Below are 19,613 nucleotides of genomic sequence, written 5' to 3'. Positions count from 1 at the left end.
ACTCTAGCCGCCCGCGACGACGCCCAGTCTGCGGGCCAGGTCTGCCACAGGATGGGCAGGCCGACCCCTTGTGCCGCGTATCCATCCGATGACCAGTTCCCGGCTCAGGTAGTGGTGCCGCACCTGCTCGGGGGCGGCCTGTTCCGCTTCCAGCAGGACGGCCAGGGCTTCGTCGGTGCGGTTCCAGGAGCTCAGCGCCCTGGCGACTTCGAGGCTGTGCCGTACGCGCCGCTCCACGGGCAGAGCGGTCGTGTCGATCCGTGAGCCCAGGTCCGCAGCAATCTGGATGTCGCCGAGCTCGCCGGCGGTGGCCACGCAGTGGATGGCCACGTTGGTCGGGCCGAAGGCCGTCCACATGTGATTGGCGTCGGCGCCGAGTCGTTGCGCCGCCTCGTTTGCCTCGCGGAGGAAGGTCTGCGTGGTCGCCCGGTCTTCTGCCCGTGCGGCGGCCATGGCGCCGGTGAGGAACAGCGTGCCGTACACCGAGAGGTACTCGTCGTTGGCGTTGCCCAGCTCCGGCTGCATGACGGAGGCCGCGTCGTTCACCAGCTGGACCGCGGCTGTGAAGCGGCCGGTGGCCAGGAGGCAGTGGGTGACCGCCCGGAAGAGCGATCCCGTGACTTCACTGCGGCCGCTGTGCTGCGCTGCGGCCAGACCGCGGTCCGCGGCGATCCATGCCAGCTCGGACTCCCCGACCTTGCCCAGCACCATGGCCGCCCCGTGGTAGGCGAGGGCGAGCAGGGCGTGGGCCTCCTCAGCCTCGTGCGCCGAGTAGGCGCGGGACGCGGCGAGGGCATCGGCCAGGACAAGGGGAAGACGTCGGGTGGCGAAGCCGTACCGCGACGCCTGGTAGGCATCGAGCACGTCGGCCACGCTGCCTCGGAGATCCTGCAGGGCAGGTGGTTCCTCGTCGCTGGCGGCGCCGAGTAAAGGGGCGAGCTGCTTGTAGTCCATGAGCGTTTCCCGCAGCGCGGGAACCGTGCGGTGACCGCTGTCGGCCGACCACTCCATGAGGGCCGGCTCGGCAAGCAGGTCTCCGAGGGAGACGTCGAGGGCGTCGGCGAGTGAGGTGATCACCGTGAGGCGATCGAGCTCGATCCGGTTGTTCTCCGCTTTGCTCAGCCAGTCCGTGGTACGTCCGACAAGGCCGGCCAGAACCTCTTGTGAGAGGCCGCGCCGACGCCGGTACCAGGCGACGCGCTCGCCGATGGTCAGGTTCTCTGTCATACCTCGCATGTCCTGATCATCACCTCGTGGCCGAAGTACACCCCGGAAGGTTTTTCCGGGGTACCGCCGGAAGCCCTGGCTACTGTCGCAGCAGACCGAGAACACCGCTGGGAGATGCGCACAAGTCGTCCTGCATCAACTGGCTTTGGCTAACGACGCTCGTCCGTTCCGCCCGTCTTCTTCAGGCAGAGAGATCGGAGATGGCCCAGCCATGAAGCCCGCACCGAAAGACTCCGAACGAGCGATCCAGGCCGCATCGCAGCGCCCCGTGACCGTCGAAGCCGCGGCCGGCTGGAGTTCGCTGCCGGAGTGGCTCACGGTCCGCGCACTGGTGATCGACACGGGCACGGGCCGCCGGGGTGAGGTGCAGCCGTGGCCTTACTACTCCGAGAGTCCGCCCACGAGTGCCTGGCTGCGGCCGGAGGGCGGCGGAAAGGAGTGGACGGCGCCGATCGACGGCCTTCGGCCGGCCCGCGGCCAGCCGGCCGCGTGAAGCCTCAGCAGCTGTGGCAGCGGTTCGAGTGGGCGGCTGGAAGCTGTTTCCGCTGCGAACGGCTCGACGTCGAGGTGACCGTCATCGGATCCATCGCCGCGGGCGACGTCGAGGTCGAGATCCACGCATGCAGGAAGTGCGTTTTCCGCCTGGAGCAGCTGCACTGGGCCCTCGTCGGACGACAGTCTCGGCCACTTGGCCGATAAGCCTTACATCTGTCAACTAACTGGCACAGAAGGGGGTTTCGACGCCGGTAACCTCAGGCGGGCGAGGCGCCGAGCGCCCGTCATATGGCTTGCCTGAAAGCTGAAAGGGAACCGATGGCCCAGGATCAGGAAAACACCGTGGAGCGCACGCTCGTCCTTCTCAAGCCCGACGCGATGGTCCGCGGATACGCCGGAAAGATCATCGCCCGGTTCGAGGACGCAGCACTGAAGATCGTCGGCATCAAGATGAAGCAGATGGACGCCGAATTCACCCGGCGCCACTACTTCGACCTGGAGGAGCGGCTCGGCGCCGACGTCTACAACCTCACCTCCACGTTCATGCAGCAGGGCCCGGTGATCGCTCTCGTGCTGGAGGGCTTCGACGCCGTCGCCACCGTACGCAAGATCGTCGGCAGCACGTACCCGAACGAGGCCCCCGCCGGCACGGTTCGCGGCGACTTCTCGCACTACAGCCGGGGCGCCAGCGTGGCCTCCGGCAAGGCCGTCGCGAACCTGGTGCACGCCTCCGGCAACAAAGCCGAGGCCGATCAGGAGCTGGAGCTGTGGTTCGACAAGGACGAGCTGCACGACTACCGGACCCTCGCGGAGATCTTCACGTACTGAGCCCTACCGATGTCACCAATCGGCTGTCGACGCGTTGAACACCACCAGGCACCAACGTAGGAGAGAAGACGTCATGACCAACCCGACCCGCGTCGCTTCCCTGGCCGAGCTGGAGAACATCTTCCAGCAGGAGCTGCCCACCGACCGATGGGCCGCGGCCGAGACCGCCTTCGCGCTCGCCGTCCGCAGCCGTGACACCGGCGACTGGGAGAAGTCCCGCGAGTGGGTGGCGCAGTGCCTCCAGCTGCTGGAGGGCTTCCCGGACGAGACTGAGGAGCACGTCGCCACCAAGCGCGTGTCCGTCGGTGGCGTGCCGCTCCCGAACTACCTGCACGAGGGTGTCGTGCGTGACCGCTTCGGCGAGCTCGCCTGACGCTCATCCCCGCCGGACGGTGCGGCGCGCACCCGCGTACCGCACCGCCCGGACGCTTGATCAATCACACACCGCACTGAACTGAGCCAGCCCCGCTTCGCCTGGCTCGGGCGGATCACCCATGCCCGATTCCGTAAGGGAGCCACTGTGGCCATCGAGATCGAGATGCGCGCCCGCTTCGACAAGGACGCGCACGAGCAGCTCGTCGAGCGTCTGACACGGGAGGCCGAGGACCTCGGCTGTGACGACAAGAACATCCACTTCTACGTGCTGCCCGACCAGCTGCTGAAGGTCACGGACAACATCGCGGCTGGCTCCGCGAAGGTCACCCTCAAGGCCAGCAAGATCGGCCAGGGCGCCGCTTTCCCGGAGACCGAGTTCGCCATCGGCCGCGAGGACGTTCCGGCCGCCGTGCGGATCTTCAACGCCCTCGGCTTCGAGGACACCATGCACCAGGCGTTCAACCAGCGCCACAACTTCCGCTTCCGCGGTGTCGAGATCGCCGTGAAGTGGAGCGACGCCTGGGGGCACCACGCCGAGTTCGAGGTGCTGCTCGACGACGAGGCCAGTGCCACCGCGCGAGACGAGGCCGTCGCCCGCATCGGCGCCGTGGCCGACGAGCTGGGCGTGCACCTCATGACCGAGGAGGAGCTCGCCGAGTTCACGGCCGCATTCGAGGCCGCCGAGCAGGCCCGCAAGGCGGCCCAGGCCGCGACTGTCAGCTAGGCATCCGCTGTCGCAGACCACCGAGGGGGTGGGCCCGATGAGCACGACTTCGCCGGCCGACAGTCTGGTCGAGCTGGCTGCACGTAAGCAGCTACCGCACCACCAGTTCACCGATCCCGCCACCGTCCGCTGGATCGCCGCCAACCGGCCGGTCCTCTCGGACGGCCCGCCTCCCCGGCTGCGAGCGACTTCGCAGAGGCTCCTTTCCCGCTCGGCCATCCCTTCCGGGTGGCTGGCCGAGGCGAAGTGCCTGGACTCCCTCCACGGGATCCGGCATGCGATGCGCACCGCCGCTCTGGCCGCATTGCTCGCGGAGGCGGCAGGGCTCAGCGACGACGACACCGCGACGCTGGTCCTGGCCGCCGCCGTGCACGACTGCCGGCGCCTCCATGACAAGGACGACCGGGGCCATGGGGCGCGTGCCGCCATCTGGCTCACGGACAACGCCGACATCGTCTGGAACCACTTCGGGCTCGTGGCGACGCCCAGCCGGATCACGACTGCCGCGACGGCCGTGCGGCTGCACGACCTGCCGTACGACGCCTTCTCCGAGGACGATCAGGCAGATCACGCCCGCGCCGAGGACGTCTGCGACCTCCTCAAGGCCGCGGACGCCCTGGACCGCTACCGGCTGCCGAAGCTGCGCTGGTGGCCGGACCCCGCCCAAGTCCGGTCCGAAGGCTTCAGCGGCTTACGTACGACCGCCTTCGAGCTCGTCGTCCGGTCGGAGACCGCGTGGCTGGCCGGGGCGACCAGCGCGGAGGCGGTCCTCGCAGGACTCGAGCAGCTGGAGCTGACCGGCTGATGGACTTCCTCGACGCCTACCAGCAGTGGGCCGACGCCCACGCCTTCTTCGACACGACCCTCATCCCCAGCGCTGTGGACGGCCAGGATCCACTCGCCGAGCAGACCTCCGCGTGGGAGAGCAGGCTCGTGGCCGAGACACCCAACGGCCGGCTGCTCCGGGACAACGCCCTGTTCCGGGCCCTGGGCGGGGACGGCAAACTGCATCTGCTGCACGTCACGCACGCCCTGGAGCAGATCAGCGAGCACGGCTCGCTCTACCCCTCCGGTGGCTGCCTGGTCGGCAGCGTGTACTGCGCGCCCCTCACTCCGACCGAGCGCGGGTACCGGATGCACAACCTCGCCGAGTACGTGCTCACCAGGGAGGCGCCGGCCTTCGTGGCGAAGGCTGGTGTACCCCAGCGCGTGCCGACTCCGCTGATCTTCGAGATTAGTCTGCCGCCCCAGGCGTACCGCGGACTGGCAGGCGTGGACTACCTCCGCCTAGGCTCGATCCACCTCCAGATCTACTCCCGCCTGGAGTACCTGCTCTCCAAGACCGAGCGGCACCAGCTGCGCGAGACCATCGTCAGCAGGATCAAGAACTCCACTGCCTTCCTCGCCCTGGCAGCTGCCGTCGCCTACCAGGGCGCCGTCGTCCAGCCCGCTACGTTCCTGCGGCTGCTGGACGAGACGATCCCCCGACTGCCCATCCTCGGGTACGTGTACTTCGAGGCCCTGGCGGAGTACCTGATGCTGCACTCCACCACGCCCCAGACCAGGGAACGGGCCGAGCTCGGAGAGTTCGACAACTGGCTATACAAGGACATGCTCTTCGCGTCCTTCCCCCACATGGCAGGCAAGTTCGATCTCGCGAAGTTCCGGCCCTCCCCTGACGAGCTGGGCGCGCTCCTCTCCCGGATCGACCCCGGCCTCGACGCGGCCCACGCCCGTGCCTACCTCACCGAGCGGATCAGCCACCTCGTCGCGGCCCGGCTGTTCACGCCCGGCCAGGTCCCGGAGGCCTGGCACCACACCCGCTGGGAGTTCGACAGCCTCTCCACCCAGCTCGGCCCGCTCCTCGGGCACCTGATCCACCGCGAGCTGCGGACCTTCGGCCGGTACCCGGACTTCTACTTCTACTTCGACCAGCACAAGGCGCTCCAGGCATGGAATTACTGGAACCACATGGACATCATCGCGCCCTTCAACGGCACGATCCCCAAGGGCGAGATCGGCATCAACCCCGCGTACCCCGATCTCGACTACCGCGTCTGGCGCGCCGAGCAGGACGACAACGGCCGGCTTCATCCCACCGAGGGACTGACGCTGACCATCGCCCCGCGCCTGGTCGACATCAAGTACACGCTCATGCGCAACAACCAGTGGACCTCACCCACCCCTGCCACGACCTGACGCGAGAGGACGCAAGGCTGATGAATGCCCACCGTACGGACGGCTCCTCCATCGATCTCCTCGGCGAACAGATCATCGCCCTCCTCGCCGACCCGGCCACCACCCATGGCCTCGCGCGCACCCTCCGCGCCGCGGCCAAGGAGATCGAACTCAGCCGCTACCACCGCGCCAGCCAGAAGGCGTTCCCGTCGGGCCGGCTCGACTCCGCGCCGAAGAAGGTCCAGGTCGGCGGTGGATCCCACCGTATCGACGGCTTCTTCAACATCGACGCCGTGCCGCCCGCCGACCTGCTCTGGGACGTCCGGGAGGGGATCCCGTTCCAGGACGACTCGGTGGAGGTGCTGTTCTCCGAGCACTTCCTGGAGCACATCGACTACCCGGTGTCCGCCAAGCAGTACGCCCGCGAGGCCCACCGCGGCCTCGCCCCCGGCGGCCGTCTCATCACCGGGGTTCCGGACGCGGCCTTCGTGCTCGGCACGTACCCGGCCGGACCCCAGCAGGCCGAGGAGATGATCTCCCGCTGGTACGCCAAGCGGGCCTGCCGCAAGGACATCAACACCTACCTCGACCTGATCAACTACGTCTTCCGCGACCAGGACGACGACCCCACGTACAACCCGCACTACTGGGCGTACGACTTCGAGAAGCTCAGCCAACTGTTCACTGAGGCCGGCTTCGCCACGGTCGAGCCTTGGGACTTCGACCCGCGCATGGCCAACCCCAAGCGGCAGTGGGCGAGCGTCTACGTCGTCGCGACCAAGTAGCCGGCTGGCGCAACCTCGCTGGGCTTCCACCTCAGGCAGCCCAGCGAGGCCGGAGCACGCACCTATTGCGTTGCGGGTATCGCGCCCGCTTCCTACCCTCTTGCCCAACGCGTCGACGGAGACGAGTAGCCGAAGATCACGCGAGCAGAGAGAGCCGCCGGTAGCTGGGAAGGCGGACTCGCGCCCGAGGTGAAGACCCTCCTGAGCGCGGGGAGGAACGGCCGCTCGGCCCAATGCCCCGCCGGTTCGCCCCCGTCACAGGGCTGAATGAGGCTGCTGCCCTCGGGTGGCGGCGAAAGTGCGGTGGTACCGCGAGTTCCCTTCTCGCCCGCACTCCCAAGGGATCATGACGACGCCCCTGGAGGGCTGCGATGATCCACACTACGAGCCGCGTTCTGACCTCTGACCTACGCGGCCACATCGACCAGACCGTCTCTGTCTCCGGCTGGGTGAACGCACTCCGGCTGCAGCGCAAGATGCAGTTCGTGATCCTGCGCGACCACTCCGGCATGGTCCAGGTGACCCACAAGCGCGACGGCGGCCCGCTGGAGGCCGTGCTCGAGTCCCTCACCCCGGAGTCCGCCGTCCGGATCACCGGCCGCGTCGTGGACGCGGCCCAGGTCAAGCTCGGCGGTCTGGAGCTCGTCCCCGAGTCGGTCGAGGTGCTGAACCTGGCGGAGGCGCCGCTGCCGATCGACGAGCACACCGGGCCCGAGCACCGGCTGGACTGGCGGTTCCTGGACGTCCGGAAGCGGGAGACCGCCCAGCTGGTGTTCGCCGTGCAGACGACCCTGGAGCATGGGCTGCGCGAGTACGCCATGGAGCACGGCTGCACGGAGATGCACACCCCGAAGCTGATGGGGACCGCCTCGGAGTCCGGGGCGGAGGTATTCAAGCTCGGGTACTTCGACCGGTCGGCCTACCTGGCGCAGTCACCGCAGTTCTACAAGCAGATGGCGGTGGCCGCCGGCATCGACCGCGTCTTCGAAATCGGACCGGTCTTCCGGGCCGAGCCGTCGTTCACCTCCCGGCACGCGACCGAGTTCACCGGGGTCGACGTGGAGCTGTCGTGGATCGACGACGTCAAGGACGTAATGGTCTTCGAGGAGCAGATGCTCGCCCACGCCATCGCCAAGGTCGCCGAGGTCCACGGGGAGCGGATCCGAGAGGTCTTCGGGGTCGAGGTGGCGGTACCGCAGACTCCCTTCCCGCGGATCACGATGGCCGACGCACAGGAGGTCCTGCGGGCCGGCGGTTGGGACCCGGAGGGCGTGAAGGAGGACCTGGACCCGGACGGTGAACGTCGGATCGCCGCGCACATGAAGGAGCAGACCGGGCACGAGTTCGCGTTCATCACCCACTACCCGGCAAGCATTCGGCCCTTCTACCACATGCGCCCTGCGGACCGACCCGACCTGACGCTCAGCTTCGACCTGCTGTGGAAGGGCCTGGAGGTCACCACCGGCGCCCAGCGCGAGCACCGCTCCGACGTCCTGCTGAAGCAGGCGGAGGAGAAGGGCATGAGCACCGAGCCGATGCAGGACTACCTGAACATCTTCCGCTTCGGCTGCCCGCCCCACGGCGGCCTCGGAGCCGGCCTCGGGCGGATCCTGATGGTCATGCTCGGACTGGACTCCATCCGCGAGGCGGCCTTCCTCTTCCGCGGACCGAACCGTCTGACTCCCTGATCGAGTGCGTACCTGCCGCTGCCCCCGCCGCCAGTCTGGCGGTGGGGGCAGCTTGTCCGCGTTCGCGCCAACCTACGGGAGGTTGCGCTCCCGCCATACGGCGTCCATTTCGGTCAGCGCGGTCATCGCGTGGGCGATGGTCTCGCGGGTGACGGCGCGGCCCGGTGCCTGGTACTGGGGGTCGTACCTGGCAAAGGTCTTGGAGCCCCGCGTCTGCGCCAGCGACGTTACGACATCGCACAGGAGATAGGTCGCGACCCTGCGCTGCCGTACGTCTTCCTTGATGCGATCCCGGTACTTGTTCCATGCCTGAAGCACGGTGAGTTCGCCCGTGGTGACCAAGTCGGCGAGGTCAGGGGCCTCGGTGCGGAGGCGGGCCAGGTGCTCTTGGCTGGCTCGTGCCCGGACCTTGTTGGTCAGCGCGATCTCGTGGGCCTTGTCCAGACTGACCGTACGCGTGATGACCGGCTCAACGAGCTCGGGCTCGTGCCGCATGACCATGTCGGCCAGCTCCAGTCGGCCAATGGAGACACCGATCCTCGCGCTGAGGGAACGCATCGCCTCCTCGGGGGAGAGGTGCTCGTTCGTCTCGGTGCCGGCTTGGGCCTTGGTGGCGATCATCGCTGCCTGCCCTGTGGTCAGGTTGCGCTGGCGGATGTTGACGGACAGGGCGAATCCGTCGGGATCGTCGCCTTCGTAGGTGGTGAAGTGGGGCTCGACTCCGAGCACATTGCAGACGGCGAGCCGGTGGCGGCCGTCGAGGAGGGCTCCATCGGGGCCGAGGACGATTGGGTGACGCAGGCCGTGGGTCCTGATCGACTCGGTCAGCTCGTGGAGCTCCTCGCCGGTGAGCGGCGGGAACAATGCAGCGGTGGGGTGGACCTTCAGGGTGGTGCTCCTTGTGGTGTGGGTGTGCCGACGGCACCGTGAGGGTGCCGTGCGGCTCGGTGGGGATGGGCGCGGGGCCCGGCATTCAAATGGTCTGGGGAATCCCCGGTTTGGCTAACCGGGGATCGTCGGCTATACGTGTCGGCCCGCTCACGGCGATCGCGTCCGCATCCGCCTGTGCGCTTCGGTCCGGAGGACAGCCATGGCGGCGCCTGGCCACATGAGCACAGCTGAAGTGTGCTGCGGGGACAGGCATGTCCTGCTGGGGTGCACGGCGGTGCCACTGGCGAAACTCCAGGGGTCAGCGTCGCGGGCGGCTGGGCTGGCTGCTGGGTACTGCTGGCGGCTGTGCGGCGGTTGCCTGCCGACCGGTCACCGACGCCGTGGTGCGGCGGCGGGCGGCTTCGGCGCGAGGGTTCGGGCTGGGGTTCCGGCTGGTGTGCTGGAGGCGAGTGATCAGGACGCGGGCGGGTTGGCGGGCGGTGCTCAGTTCACGCTGGGCTGCGGCCTCCTTCAGGAGCTGGTGGGGTTGGTGGCCTCGGGCTTCCGCGTCGGCGAGGACGGCGGCGAGGGCGGGCCAGCAGGGGTCGGTGAGGATGCGGTCTGCGTGTTCGGGGACCGCGGCGCGTACGTCGTGGGCGAGAGTGCGGCGTGCTTCCTGCTTCGGTTGACGCTGTTCGAGTACGACGAGCGTGGGGGTGAGGGCCTGGTCAGCGGCTGCCTGCAGGTGGTGGAGGGCTTGACGGGCGGCGTCGGCTTGGTGGGCGTGGCCCTTGGCCTCGTGCCAGCGGTTGGCGATGATCGCGGCCCACAGAAGGGCTGCGAGGAGTGCGGCGAGGGCGCTGCCGTCGGGGCCGGTGGCGGTGTGGACGATGTCGCGGACCGCGTAGCGGATGGCGTGGGCGGCGCGGTCTTCTGCCCGGATGTGGGAACGCTGGGCGCGTGCGAACGCCTTCGACGCGGCTTGGAGTTCGGCGCGGAGGTGGGTGGGGGCTTTCTGGGCGGTGGCTTCGAGGAGTTCGCCGAGGGCGGTGATGTGCGCCTGGGCGTGGGTGTCGTCGGCGAGGTCGGTGCGGAAGGTGTCGAGGGCTTCGGCGGCCTGGTGCCAGGCGGTGGTCGGGCGGTTGCGGCGGGCGGTGGGGTGTTCCTCAGGTTGGCCGGCTTTGAGGCGGGCCTGGAGCTTGGGGAGGGTGAGGTCGGGGGCGATCTTCCCGCCGGGGTGGAAGACCTGTTCGCCGTCCTTGTTGAGGTCGCCGGGGCGGCCGGCGGAGTAGCCGAGGAGGTCTCCGGAGGGGCCGCGCCTGGCCTTGATCGCGATGCCGTCGGCTTCGAGGTAGGCGAGGAGTTCCTCGGCGGTGCGGGCGTGGGGGATGGCGGCGCGGATGCGGTCCTGAAGCCATTCCCGGCTGGTCTGTTCCCAGCCGAGGCGCTGGGCCTTGTGCATCTCGGCCTGGGTGGGAGCGCGGGTGCCGGTGCGGTCGCCCTTCTTCAGGCGGCGCAGGCCGTAGTCCTTCTCGATCTGGCGGCATGCGTCGCCGACGCGGATGCCGCTGTCGTGGAGCTTGGGGCGGCGGCCGTCCTCGCGGACGGTGGTGGCCAGGATGTGGATGTGGTCGTCTGCGTGGCGTACGGCGATCCAGCGGCAGGACAGGTCGTCGCCTTCGGGGGCGATGCCGGCCGCGGCAACGATGCGCTGGGCGATCTCGCCCCACTCGGCGTCGGAGAGATGGCGGTCCTCGGGAGCGGCGCGGACGGGGCAGTGCCAGACGTGGTCGATGATCTTCTTGCCGAACTCGCCGTTGCGGATGCGGACGGGTTCGTCGAGGTAGCGGGAGAGCTGGGTGAGGGTGGCGCTCTCGTCGCGGCCGGGGTCGGGCATGCCGAGCATGGCGAAGCCGGCCACGATGTGCGGGTCGGTGTGCTCGTCGTGGCGGCCGGGGCCGTAGAGGTAGGCGAGCAGTCCGCGGGTGTTGGCGCCGGCGGGCTTGATGGCGGCGATCACGATCGTCAGACCTCCCTCGGGTCGGCGGGTTCGCGCAGGGCCTCGGCGATCACCGTGAGCAGGTCGTGGAGTTCGTCGAGGCGCTGGCGTATGTCGGGCGAGGTGAGGTCGCTGTTCAGGGCGCGGGCGATCTGGTTGATGTTGACGCCGATGCGGTTGCATTGGCGGAGGACCTGAGCGCGGAAGACGTGGGTGCGACGTCGGTCTTCGGACAGGGGGAGGTTGGCGGTGAACCGGCCGTCGATGAAGGCCAGGACGATGTCGGCGGCGAGGCCGGATTCGCCCTTGTAGTTGTGCTCGGCGGCGGCCTCGATCAGGCGGGCGCGCTCGGTGCGGGTGAAGCGCAGCGGGCCGACGCGGTCGGTGCGCTTGTTGCCGGTGAAGCGGCGGATCGTGGGCTGGACGCTCTGCACCGTCGGCTCGCCGGCGGCGGGCTGGAGGCTGGGCTCGGTGCGGAGGATCTCGCGCTGGATGGCGCGGAGCTTGTCCTGGTCGGGGCGCCCCTCGGACCCGACCTCCCGGTCTGGCGCCCCCTGGCGCTGGGCCGTCTCCGACACCCCCGGGGCGGAGATCCCCGAAGGCCGGCCTTGAGTCGGACTCGGGGTACTACTGGCTCCGCCAGGGGCCGTCATCCCGAACGCACGCTGCCAACGGTCGGTCAGACTAGGCGATTTCGAGACCGGCGAGGGCGTGGAGTCGGGGTCGTTCGGGTCGAGTGTCACAAGGTGCTTCTCCGATGCAGGGGTGGCTGCTGGCGATGCGGGGACAGGCGGGGTCGGCAGGCGGGTGCCAGCGGCGTTGGCAGAGGTTGCGGCACGCGGTCAGCGAGGAGATGACCGGAAGTCCGACGGTCCCCGGAATACGCGGATGGCTGCCCCGGTGCAGGAGACCGTGGAGTACGGATCGCGGGCTGGGGACGGGGGCCGGTGGTCGGGGACGCGGGTTCTACGGTGATCGCCGGGGACCGTGGCCAGCAGGCAGCCACGGTCCCCGTCCGGCCTTACCGGCGTTGACCTGCGGTGAATATCGGTCAGTGTCCGGGGGCGGTTCCGCTGAGGGCTTGCTGCCTGCGGAGGCCCACGAGATCCTTCTTCACCTTCCCCAGGCGCTCGTTGCTGATCGAGTGGCCCTCGGCTTCGATGGCCGCCCGCATCTGCTTCAGCGTCGGCTTGCCTTCCAGCTTCTCCACGATCGCGAGGAACTCGTCCAGGTCACCGGTTGTGGGTCGGCCGACCTTCCGGGAGGGGACGGCGGGCGGGTCGGCTTTGTGCGGACCGGCATCCAGGTCCGACTCCTCGGCAGCCTCGGCGGCATTGCCACCGGAATCCTCCGGCTCCTCGCCCGCGCGTGCGGGCTGGCATCCGAAGACTTGCCCATCGTCGGGCAGGAGCTGGGCGGCAATCGCCGCAGGGTGGTGGCGGTCGTCCGAGGGACGTGGGGTTGCGGGTTCGGCGACGTGCTGGTGGATCTGCCGCATCAGGGCACCGAAGGCCATGAGGGCGGCGGCCGGGGGGATGGCGGCGATCACATAGTCCAGGAGCGGGACCTCGGTGGTGCCGCGTGTGCCGTAGACGCCGGCCACGTTCAGGGCGATGGATCCGAGGGAGCCGGTGGCGGTCAGGGCGATCGCCCACCAGTCGGTCACGCGGCGCAGGCTGGCGCGGAGCATCAGGAGCTCGCCGGAGACGATGAACGCGTCCAGGGTGGCGGGCCAGGCCCACTGGCGTTCTGGGGCGTTGCCCAGGCCGTGGCGTCCGGCGACCTCGGCCAGATGGGCGTAGGAGAGCCAGAACCCTGCGGCGGTCAGCGCGACGATCACGCATCCGGCGGCGGCCAGCACGTACCGCTCGGCGGTCGGGGCGGTTCTGAGCATGGGGGTGGGTGTGGTCAAGCGGGTGCGCTCCAAGGGCTGAGGAGTGGCCACCGGGCTGTGGGTGGCTGTGAAGGGTGGGGACTCGTCCCACTCGTCCTGTCGCTGGTCAGGGCAGGCACGGGTGCTCGGCTGATGTCGAGTTGACTCGTTGCACTCGTCCGATACCGCGTGCCGGGCGGTCGGTGAGACGAGTTGGTACGGGTGCCGACTCGCGCGTCCTGGGAGCCGCCTTACGGGCTGCTGCATGCCTCCGCCGGGAGGTTTCACCAGGTCAGCAGGCTGGTGATGTCGAGTCGACTCGTTGCGCCTCCCCCACCCGTCCCCGAGCTGACCTGCGCGGGGACGAGTGGGACGAGACGTGGAGGGTCAGGCGCCGGTGGCGGGCGGGGCCTCCGCGGCGGGATTCTCCACCGGGCAGTACCGGGTCCAGGCGTCGGTGAACTGCGCGGGGGTGAAGCCCTTGGCCTGGTTGCCGTCGGGGAAGCGGCGGTTGCCCGAGCCGATGCCGTAGTCGTCGAGCAGGATCTGCAGTCCGCGCGGGGTGAGCCCCTTGGGACTGTGTTCGGACCACGGCGCCTCTGGGTCGGCGTTGAGGAGGTCCAACAGGTGGGTGGTCCGCAGCGCGGGCGGATTGCCGACGCTGGCGAAGGCTTTCCGGATGTCGGTCAGGATGCGGATCTTCAGTCCGCCGTCCTGGTCCCGTCCGGACTCGTAGTCCGTCATGGCCTTGCACGCCGTACGGGCCATCATCGGCCAGCGTCCGCCCGCGAGATCGGCGACGCTGATCAACGGCTCCCACGTGTCGGCGGCGCGGTCGTCGACCGGGAGCTTGGGCTCCAGCGCGATGGCCTCGTCCCGGACGCTGGCCAGCCAAGCTGCGAGCCGCTCCCGCAGTGCCCTGACCGCCAGGTCGTCGCGGCCGTAGCGCCAGGCGGCGACCTTCTCGCTGCGGGCGCGGCGGCGCATGCGGATGACCACGGACCGGTCCATGATCGTGTCGGGCAGGTCTCCGATGCCGGCCAGGGCGGCCATGGCGAAGGTGGAGAACTTCTGCACGTCGTGGTTCGGGCCCGAGACGCGCAGGGTGGGGCGGTTGCGCTGATGTCCCGCGTTGAGCAGGCCGCGCATCTCCTCGTTCTTCTCCGCGACTTTCGCCGACCCGAAGATCGTGTCGACTTCGTCCACCAGCAGGGTCGGCGGGTTGTCCTCGCTGATCGAGCGGAAGATCGCCGCCGCGGACGCGTTGACCGTGATCAGCGGTTCGTGGACCGCCTCGATCAGGACCTCCAGCAGCCGCGACTTCCCGCACCGCCTCGCCGGTCCGACCACCGCCAGGCGCGGGGCGTGCTGCCACACCGTCTGGAGGTGTGTGGCCGCCGCCCACAGCGTGGCGGCGGTCAGGGCCTCCTCGCTGGGCATCACCACGTACCGGCGGATCGTGGCGCGCAGCTCGTCCAGGATCGCCTCCCCCTCTGACGCGGGGGTCGACGGTGCGGGCAGGGGAACTTCCGCCTCAGCGGGGCCTTCGACGGCCGTGTCGAGGCCCCCGGCCGGTGCGTCGTGCAGGTGGGCGCCGGGCTGGCCGGGGACCGCGACCGCAGGCCAGGTCGCCTTGGCAGGTGCGGCAGGGGGCGTGGATGTCGTAGGTTCCAAGGGGCAGCTCCTTCTCGTGTGGCCGCGTGCGTGCTGGCCACTCGGGTTGACCGTGTGATTGCGGGTGGGGATGTTGCCGGGGCCTCCGACGTTGGCGCGTCGGGGGCTCACTTGTTTCCCGTGAGCCCTTGGAGGAGCCGGGCGACGACGAACAGTACGTCCGACCCCTGGCACAGTCCAGCGTTTCTGTGTCAGCTCCGCGCAGAATGGTCTGCTACCTTCTCTCGCCCTCAAGCGGCCAGCCCAAGCAGGTTCACCAGGTCCGCGGTCACCACGCGGTACGCCTTGCCCAGCCGCAGGACCTTGCACGGGTACTCGCCCCGCTTGGCCAGCTCGTAGCCCTTGCTCCGCCCGAGACCGAGCGCACGGTTGCTGGTGTCCAGGTCAATGGCTGCCGGTAGGGCCAGTATCTCCTCGCGACCCATCCCCTTCGACCCGGTTTCAGTCGGGTTCTCGCGCACGCAGTGCTCCTCTCGTCACAGCCGTCGGCGAACGCGGTCCTCACGTCCGGCTCCGGGCCTACGAGAAACAAGTCTGTTCGAGCTAATGTGTCTCCATGACACAACGTGGTTTCGATGATGAAGACGAGGACGACTTCCCAGAGTGGGTGGACCAGGTCATGGCAACCGTGGCCAAGGAGGTGCGGCGACGCAGGAAGGAATTGGGCATGAGCGCCCAGGAGCTGGCCGATGCCTGTGAGGAGATCGGCCACCGGATCCCGCGCAACGTGATCGCCAACATGGAGTCAGGCCGCCGGGCCAGCCTCCCCTTGGTCGACGTCATGGTGCTGGCCGAGGCACTCCACACGAACCCGATCTGCCTGATCTACCCCGTCGGCTACGTCGAAAGGGTTCAGAAACTCCCCCTGCGGGACAGCGAGCAGACCTGGAGTGCCATGCGGTGGTTCACCGGCGCCGAACCCGGTGAGCCGCTCGCTCTCGACCGCATGCTGCGCCTGTTCCATCGGCACGAGAGCGAGCAGCAGGCCCTCAATGCCGCCGAATCCAGCGAGCAACACGAAGCCTGGAAGGCCAAATCGGCCAGCAACGCCACTCAACGCGAAGAGGCCCTCAGCGCCCAAGCCTTCTACGCAGAAAGAGCAGCGCTCGCCAAACAACGGCTGCGCAGCGTACGCGCCTCCATCCGTGAGGAGGGCGGCACACCCCCGCATCTGATGCGAACCCGGTTCATGAGCCCGTTCGACGACGGCTACGAAGAGGAAGACATTTGAAGGGTTCTACCTACCGCCGCTGCTCCTGCCGCGACCCCAAGACCGGCAAGGAACTCGGTGCTTCCTGCCCCAAGCGCAACAGCAGGAACCACTGCACCTACTCCATACGCCAGGAGCTGCCTTTCCGCGAGGACGGCAGTCGGCGTTCGTTCGCCCGTGGCGGCTACACCAACGTCAAGGCGGCACAGGCCGACCTCGACCACGTGCGCGCCCTGCTCGGGCTCGCCGAGGCCGACGACCCCGAAGGCATCCAGCTGCTCGCGGAGATGCTGGCGGAGGTCAGCGGCGAGAAGCTGCCCCTGCCCGACGTGGAGGAGACCCGGCGGCGGCTCAAGGCCGGCCAGGATCTCGTCGGCAGCCTGACCGTCGCCGAGTGGCTGGACCGGTGGCTGGCGGGCAAGCGGATCCGGAAGTCGGGCATCAGCCGGTACGAGACCGACATCCGTGTGCACCTGAAGCCTCACATCGGCCACCGGCGCCTCGACCGGCTGCGCGTGAGTCACCTGAGCGAGATGTTCACGGCCATCGCCGACGGTAACGCCGAGATCCTGGAGCAGAACGCCCAGCGGCGGGCAGCCGTGAAGGAGTTGGCGACGATCCCGTGGAAGGGGGCCGAGAACCGAGCTCGCCGGAAGGCACTGAAGGAGGCGATCGACGCGATGCCGGCCTTCCGTCGCGTGACCGGTCCTGCCACGCGGCAGCACGTGAAGGCCACGCTCCGCGCGTCCCTGAACGACGCGATCGGGCAGCAGATCATCACGTTCAACCCTGCGGCCCACGTCGAGATCGACCCGGTGCGCAAGCCGAAGGCGCTGGTCTGGACGGACGAGCGGGTCGCCAAGTGGGAGCAGACCGGCGAGAAGCCCTCCCCGGTGATGGTCTGGACGCCGGAACAGACGGGCGCCTTCCTCGACTTCGTCGCCGACGACCGGCTGTACGCGATGTGGCACCTGATCGCGTTCCGCGGTCTGCGGCGCGGCGAGGCGTGCGGGCAGCCCTGGTCGGAGACCAACCTCGACCGGCACTCCCTCACCGTGACGGCGCAGCTGGTGCAGGACGGCTGGGAAGTCGAGGAGTCCGAGCCGAAGACGGACAGCGGGTTCCGCGTCGTCGCGCTCGACGACGACACCGCCGGCGTCCTGGAGCGGCACCGCAAGCAGCAGGAGGCCGACCGCTTGGAGTGGGGGTCGGCCTGGGTGAACACCGGCCTCGTCTTCACCCAGGAGGACGGCTCCTGGCTCCACCCGGGCAAGGTGACGGACCTCTTCGAGCGGCTCGTCGCGGCCTCCGGCCTGCCGCCGATCCGGCTGCACGACCTCCGGCACGGCGCGGCCACGCTCATGCTGGCGGCCGACATCGACATCAAGATCGTGTCGGACACGCTCGGGCACAGCGACACCCGGATCACGCGCGACATCTACCAGAGCGTGCTCCCCCACGTCGGCAAGAGCGCCGCCGAGGCCACCGCGAAGTTGGTCCCTCTCCAGCGCAAGGCCGAGCAGGAAGCTCAGGCCAGCAAGGCCGCCAAGGACGCCAAGCGGGCCGCGAAGGCGAAGGCCAAGGGGAAGAAGAAGGGCAAGGCTAAGAAGGCCGCCAAGAAGGGCTGACGGGCCCTCCGCTCACGCATCGCTCACGCACGCAAACCTGCGGCACCCCCGCCGCATGCCCTGCCATGCCCCGAGCAACAGAAAAGGCCAGGTCAGAAAGTATCTGACCTGGCCTTTCTCTGAGCCGCCTTCGGGATTCGAACCCGAGACCTACGCATTACGAGTGCGTTGCTCTGGCCAACTGAGCTAAGGCGGCACCGCTGATCCGACGAGTATTCCCTCGAAGAGGTGCTCTCATCAGCAGCGGCGCCAAGTCTACAGGGTGCGAGGGCGTGCACCGAACCAGGTTTCACACATGCGGATATTTGCCGTAGATCCGGCGCCCCTCGCGGCTCCGGCCCCCGCCCGGCGGGTCAGCACTTCTTGCCGTCCGCCGGGGCCTTGCCCTCCAGCAGGTAGCGGTTGATCGCGGTGTCGATGCAGTCGCTGCCGCGCCCGTACGCCGTGTGGCCGTCGCCGTCGTAGGTGAGGAGGGTGCCCGACTCGAGCTGGTCGGCCAAGGCCTGGGCCCACTTGTACGGCGTCGCGGGGTCACGGATGGTGCCGACGACCACGATCGGCGCGGCGCCCTTCGCGGTCAGCGGCCCCGCCGTGCCCGTGGGCTTCACCGGCCAGTACGCGCAGTTCAGCGAGGCCCAGGCCAGGCCCGCTCCGAAGACCGGGGAGGCCTTCTCGAAGGAGGGGAGGGCCGCGTCGACCGCTTCCGGGCCGCTGAAGGCCGCGGGCTGGTCGAGGCAGTTCACGGCGGCGTTCGCGAACATCAGGTTGGCGTACTTCCCGTCCGCCCCGCGCTCGTAGTAGCTGTCGGCCAGACCCAGCAGGCCTGCGCCGTCGCCGTTCATCGCCGAGGCCAGCGCCTCGCGCAGCTGGGGCCAGGCGTTCTCGTCGTAGAGCGCCGCGATCACCCCGGTCGTCGCGAGGGCCTCGCCGAGCGGCCGCTTGTCGTCGCCGCTGGGCACGGGCTGCGCGTCGAGCTTGCGGAAGAAGTCCTTCAGCCGGGCGGCCACCTCCTGCGGGCCGCCGTTGCCCAGCGGGCAGTCGGGTTGCTTCGCGCAGTCCTTGGCGAAGGAGGTGAAGGCCGTCTCGAATCCCTCGGTCTGGTCCCGGTTGAGGTCGAGGGCCTCACGCGCGGGATCCATCGCGCCGTCCAGGACCAGCCGGCCGACCCGGTCCGGGAAGAGGTTCGCGTACGTCGCCCCCAGCAGGGTGCCGTACGAGGCCCCGACGTAGTTCAGCTTCCTGTCGCCGAGCACGGCCCGCAGCAGGTCCATGTCGCGGGCGGCGTCCACAGTGGAGACGTGCGGCAGGACCCGCTTCGAGCGGGCCTCGCAGCCGGCCGCGAACTCCTTGAAGGCGGCCACCAGGCGGGCCCGCTCGGCTGCGTCGTCCGGCGTCTGGTCCACCTGGGTGTACTTGTCCATCTCCGGGCCCGTCAGGCACTCGACCGGACTGCTGCGCTCCACGCCGCGCGGGTCGAAGGAGACCATGTCGTACCGGGCGCGCACCGGGGCGGGATAGCCGATGCCCGCGTACGCCTGGAGGTAGCCGATGCCGGATCCGCCGGGTCCGCCCGGATTGACCACGAGCGAGCCGAGCCGCTTGCCGGGGCCGGTCGCCACCCGGCGGGCCACCGCGATGTCCACGTCCCCGCCGGCGCCGGGGTTCGCGTAGTCCAGCGGCGCCTTCATCGTGGAGCACTGGAATCCGGGGACACCGCAGTCGCGCCAGGTCAGCTTCTGCTCGTAGTACGGGCGCATCGCGGTGGCGTCGGGGGACGGCGGCACCGACGCCGTGGCGCCGGCCTCGCCTCTCGCGGACGCGGCGGTCCGGAGCGTCTCCGACCCGCCCGAGGTGCACCCGGAGAGCAGCAACCCGGCCGCTGCGATCACGGTCCCGGTGGTACGCAGCACGCGACTGGTGTCCATCCCAGGAGCCTACGTCCTGCCGAGGGGAGCGGGCGGGTCCCCTGCTCCGGACGGACCCCGGCCGCGCGTGGTGTCCGCCCGGCCGCGCCCGGACCGGGCCCGTTCCGGCCCCGACGGCCGGTTCCCCCTTACGG

18 protein-coding genes and 1 tRNA gene are annotated in these 19,613 nt (G+C 69.4%); 10 read left to right on the top strand and 9 right to left on the bottom strand.

From position 1 onward, the window contains the following. Positions 1–3 precede the first annotated feature (3 nt). Complete coding sequence (locus R4Z63_RS17485) at positions 4–1,227, bottom strand: helix-turn-helix domain-containing protein (RefSeq protein ID WP_384447472.1); 1,224 nt, start codon at positions 1,225–1,227, stop codon at positions 4–6. A 268-nt stretch (positions 1,228–1,495) separates the two neighbouring features. Here R4Z63_RS17485 and R4Z63_RS17480 point away from each other — a divergent pair, with 268 nt between their 5' ends. From R4Z63_RS17480 to aspS, 8 genes are all read left to right on the top strand, one after another. Further along, positions 1,496–1,720, top strand: a complete 225-nt coding sequence (locus tag R4Z63_RS17480) for a hypothetical protein (RefSeq protein ID WP_384682762.1) — start codon at positions 1,496–1,498, stop codon at positions 1,718–1,720. A 320-nt stretch (positions 1,721–2,040) separates the two neighbouring features. Further along, on the top strand, positions 2,041–2,550 hold the full coding sequence (locus tag R4Z63_RS17475; RefSeq protein ID WP_384447339.1) for a nucleoside-diphosphate kinase: 510 nt from the start codon (positions 2,041–2,043) through the stop codon (positions 2,548–2,550). 73 nt (positions 2,551–2,623) lie between these two features. Next, a complete protein-coding gene (locus tag R4Z63_RS17470) occupies positions 2,624–2,923 on the top strand; it encodes a hypothetical protein (protein ID WP_370413501.1) in 300 nt (99 codons plus the stop codon). Between the two features lie 147 nt (positions 2,924–3,070). Beyond that, positions 3,071–3,649, top strand: coding sequence for a hypothetical protein (locus tag R4Z63_RS17465; RefSeq protein ID WP_384447337.1), 579 nt, complete (start codon positions 3,071–3,073; stop codon positions 3,647–3,649). Positions 3,650–3,686: 37 nt separating this feature from the next. Then, on the top strand, positions 3,687–4,454 hold the full coding sequence (locus R4Z63_RS17460; RefSeq protein WP_384447335.1) for a hypothetical protein: 768 nt from the start codon (positions 3,687–3,689) through the stop codon (positions 4,452–4,454). Further along, positions 4,454–5,848, top strand: coding sequence for a hypothetical protein (locus tag R4Z63_RS17455; protein ID WP_384447333.1), 1,395 nt, complete (start codon positions 4,454–4,456; stop codon positions 5,846–5,848). The genes R4Z63_RS17460 and R4Z63_RS17455 overlap by 1 nt, the downstream gene beginning before the upstream one ends. 20 nt (positions 5,849–5,868) lie before the next feature. Next, the gene (locus R4Z63_RS17450) at positions 5,869–6,612 is read left to right on the top strand and encodes a class I SAM-dependent methyltransferase (protein ID WP_384447331.1); all 744 of its coding nucleotides are present in this window, start codon (positions 5,869–5,871) and stop codon (positions 6,610–6,612) included. A 371-nt stretch (positions 6,613–6,983) separates the two neighbouring features. Further along, positions 6,984–8,300 (top strand): aspartate--tRNA(Asn) ligase, encoded by a 1,317-nt coding sequence (gene aspS, locus R4Z63_RS17445; protein WP_384447329.1) that lies wholly within the window; start codon positions 6,984–6,986, stop codon positions 8,298–8,300. 72 nt (positions 8,301–8,372) lie between these two features. On the opposite strand, the gene R4Z63_RS17440 is transcribed toward aspS, so the two are convergent. The 6 genes from R4Z63_RS17440 to R4Z63_RS17415 form a co-directional block, all read right to left on the bottom strand. Then, positions 8,373–9,164, bottom strand: coding sequence for a ParB N-terminal domain-containing protein (locus R4Z63_RS17440; RefSeq protein ID WP_384447327.1), 792 nt, complete (start codon positions 9,162–9,164; stop codon positions 8,373–8,375). Between the two features lie 325 nt (positions 9,165–9,489). Beyond that, positions 9,490–11,190, bottom strand: coding sequence for a relaxase/mobilization nuclease domain-containing protein (locus R4Z63_RS17435; RefSeq protein ID WP_384447325.1), 1,701 nt, complete (start codon positions 11,188–11,190; stop codon positions 9,490–9,492). Positions 11,191–11,195: 5 nt separating this feature from the next. Then, a complete protein-coding gene (locus R4Z63_RS17430; protein WP_384447323.1) occupies positions 11,196–11,747 on the bottom strand; it encodes a MobC family plasmid mobilization relaxosome protein in 552 nt (183 codons plus the stop codon). Between the two features lie 473 nt (positions 11,748–12,220). Further along, positions 12,221–13,063 carry a DUF2637 domain-containing protein gene (locus tag R4Z63_RS17425; RefSeq protein WP_384447322.1) on the bottom strand — a complete coding sequence of 281 codons (843 nt, stop codon included), beginning with the start codon at positions 13,061–13,063 and terminating at the stop codon, positions 12,221–12,223. A gap of 366 nt (positions 13,064–13,429) precedes the next feature. Beyond that, positions 13,430–14,716 carry a DUF3631 domain-containing protein gene (locus R4Z63_RS17420; RefSeq protein ID WP_384447320.1) on the bottom strand — a complete coding sequence of 429 codons (1,287 nt, stop codon included), beginning with the start codon at positions 14,714–14,716 and terminating at the stop codon, positions 13,430–13,432. A gap of 230 nt (positions 14,717–14,946) precedes the next feature. Next, positions 14,947–15,177, bottom strand: a complete 231-nt coding sequence (locus R4Z63_RS17415; protein ID WP_030025806.1) for a hypothetical protein — start codon at positions 15,175–15,177, stop codon at positions 14,947–14,949. Between the two features lie 95 nt (positions 15,178–15,272). Between R4Z63_RS17415 and R4Z63_RS17410 the strand changes: the two genes are divergently transcribed. Both R4Z63_RS17410 and R4Z63_RS17405 read left to right on the top strand, forming a co-directional pair. Then, positions 15,273–15,947: a helix-turn-helix domain-containing protein gene (locus R4Z63_RS17410; RefSeq protein ID WP_384447317.1), complete on the top strand. Its 675-nt coding sequence runs from the start codon at positions 15,273–15,275 to the stop codon at positions 15,945–15,947. Next, complete coding sequence (locus R4Z63_RS17405) at positions 15,944–17,554, top strand: tyrosine-type recombinase/integrase (RefSeq protein WP_384447315.1); 1,611 nt, start codon at positions 15,944–15,946, stop codon at positions 17,552–17,554. Before R4Z63_RS17410 ends, R4Z63_RS17405 begins: the two co-directional genes overlap by 4 nt. A 122-nt stretch (positions 17,555–17,676) precedes the next feature. Here the strand turns inward: R4Z63_RS17405 and R4Z63_RS17400 are convergent. Both R4Z63_RS17400 and R4Z63_RS17395 read right to left on the bottom strand, forming a co-directional pair. After that, positions 17,677–17,750 (bottom strand) — tRNA-Thr (locus R4Z63_RS17400). A gap of 157 nt (positions 17,751–17,907) precedes the next feature. Beyond that, positions 17,908–19,479 carry an alpha/beta hydrolase gene (locus R4Z63_RS17395; RefSeq protein ID WP_384447313.1) on the bottom strand — a complete coding sequence of 524 codons (1,572 nt, stop codon included), beginning with the start codon at positions 19,477–19,479 and terminating at the stop codon, positions 17,908–17,910. Positions 19,480–19,613: the final 134 nt, after the last annotated feature.

The sequence above is a fragment of the Streptomyces sp. PL-29 genome, from assembly GCF_058344425.1.
Note: the sequence above shows the minus strand (reverse complement) of the source record. Positions and strands in the feature narration are given on the sequence as shown.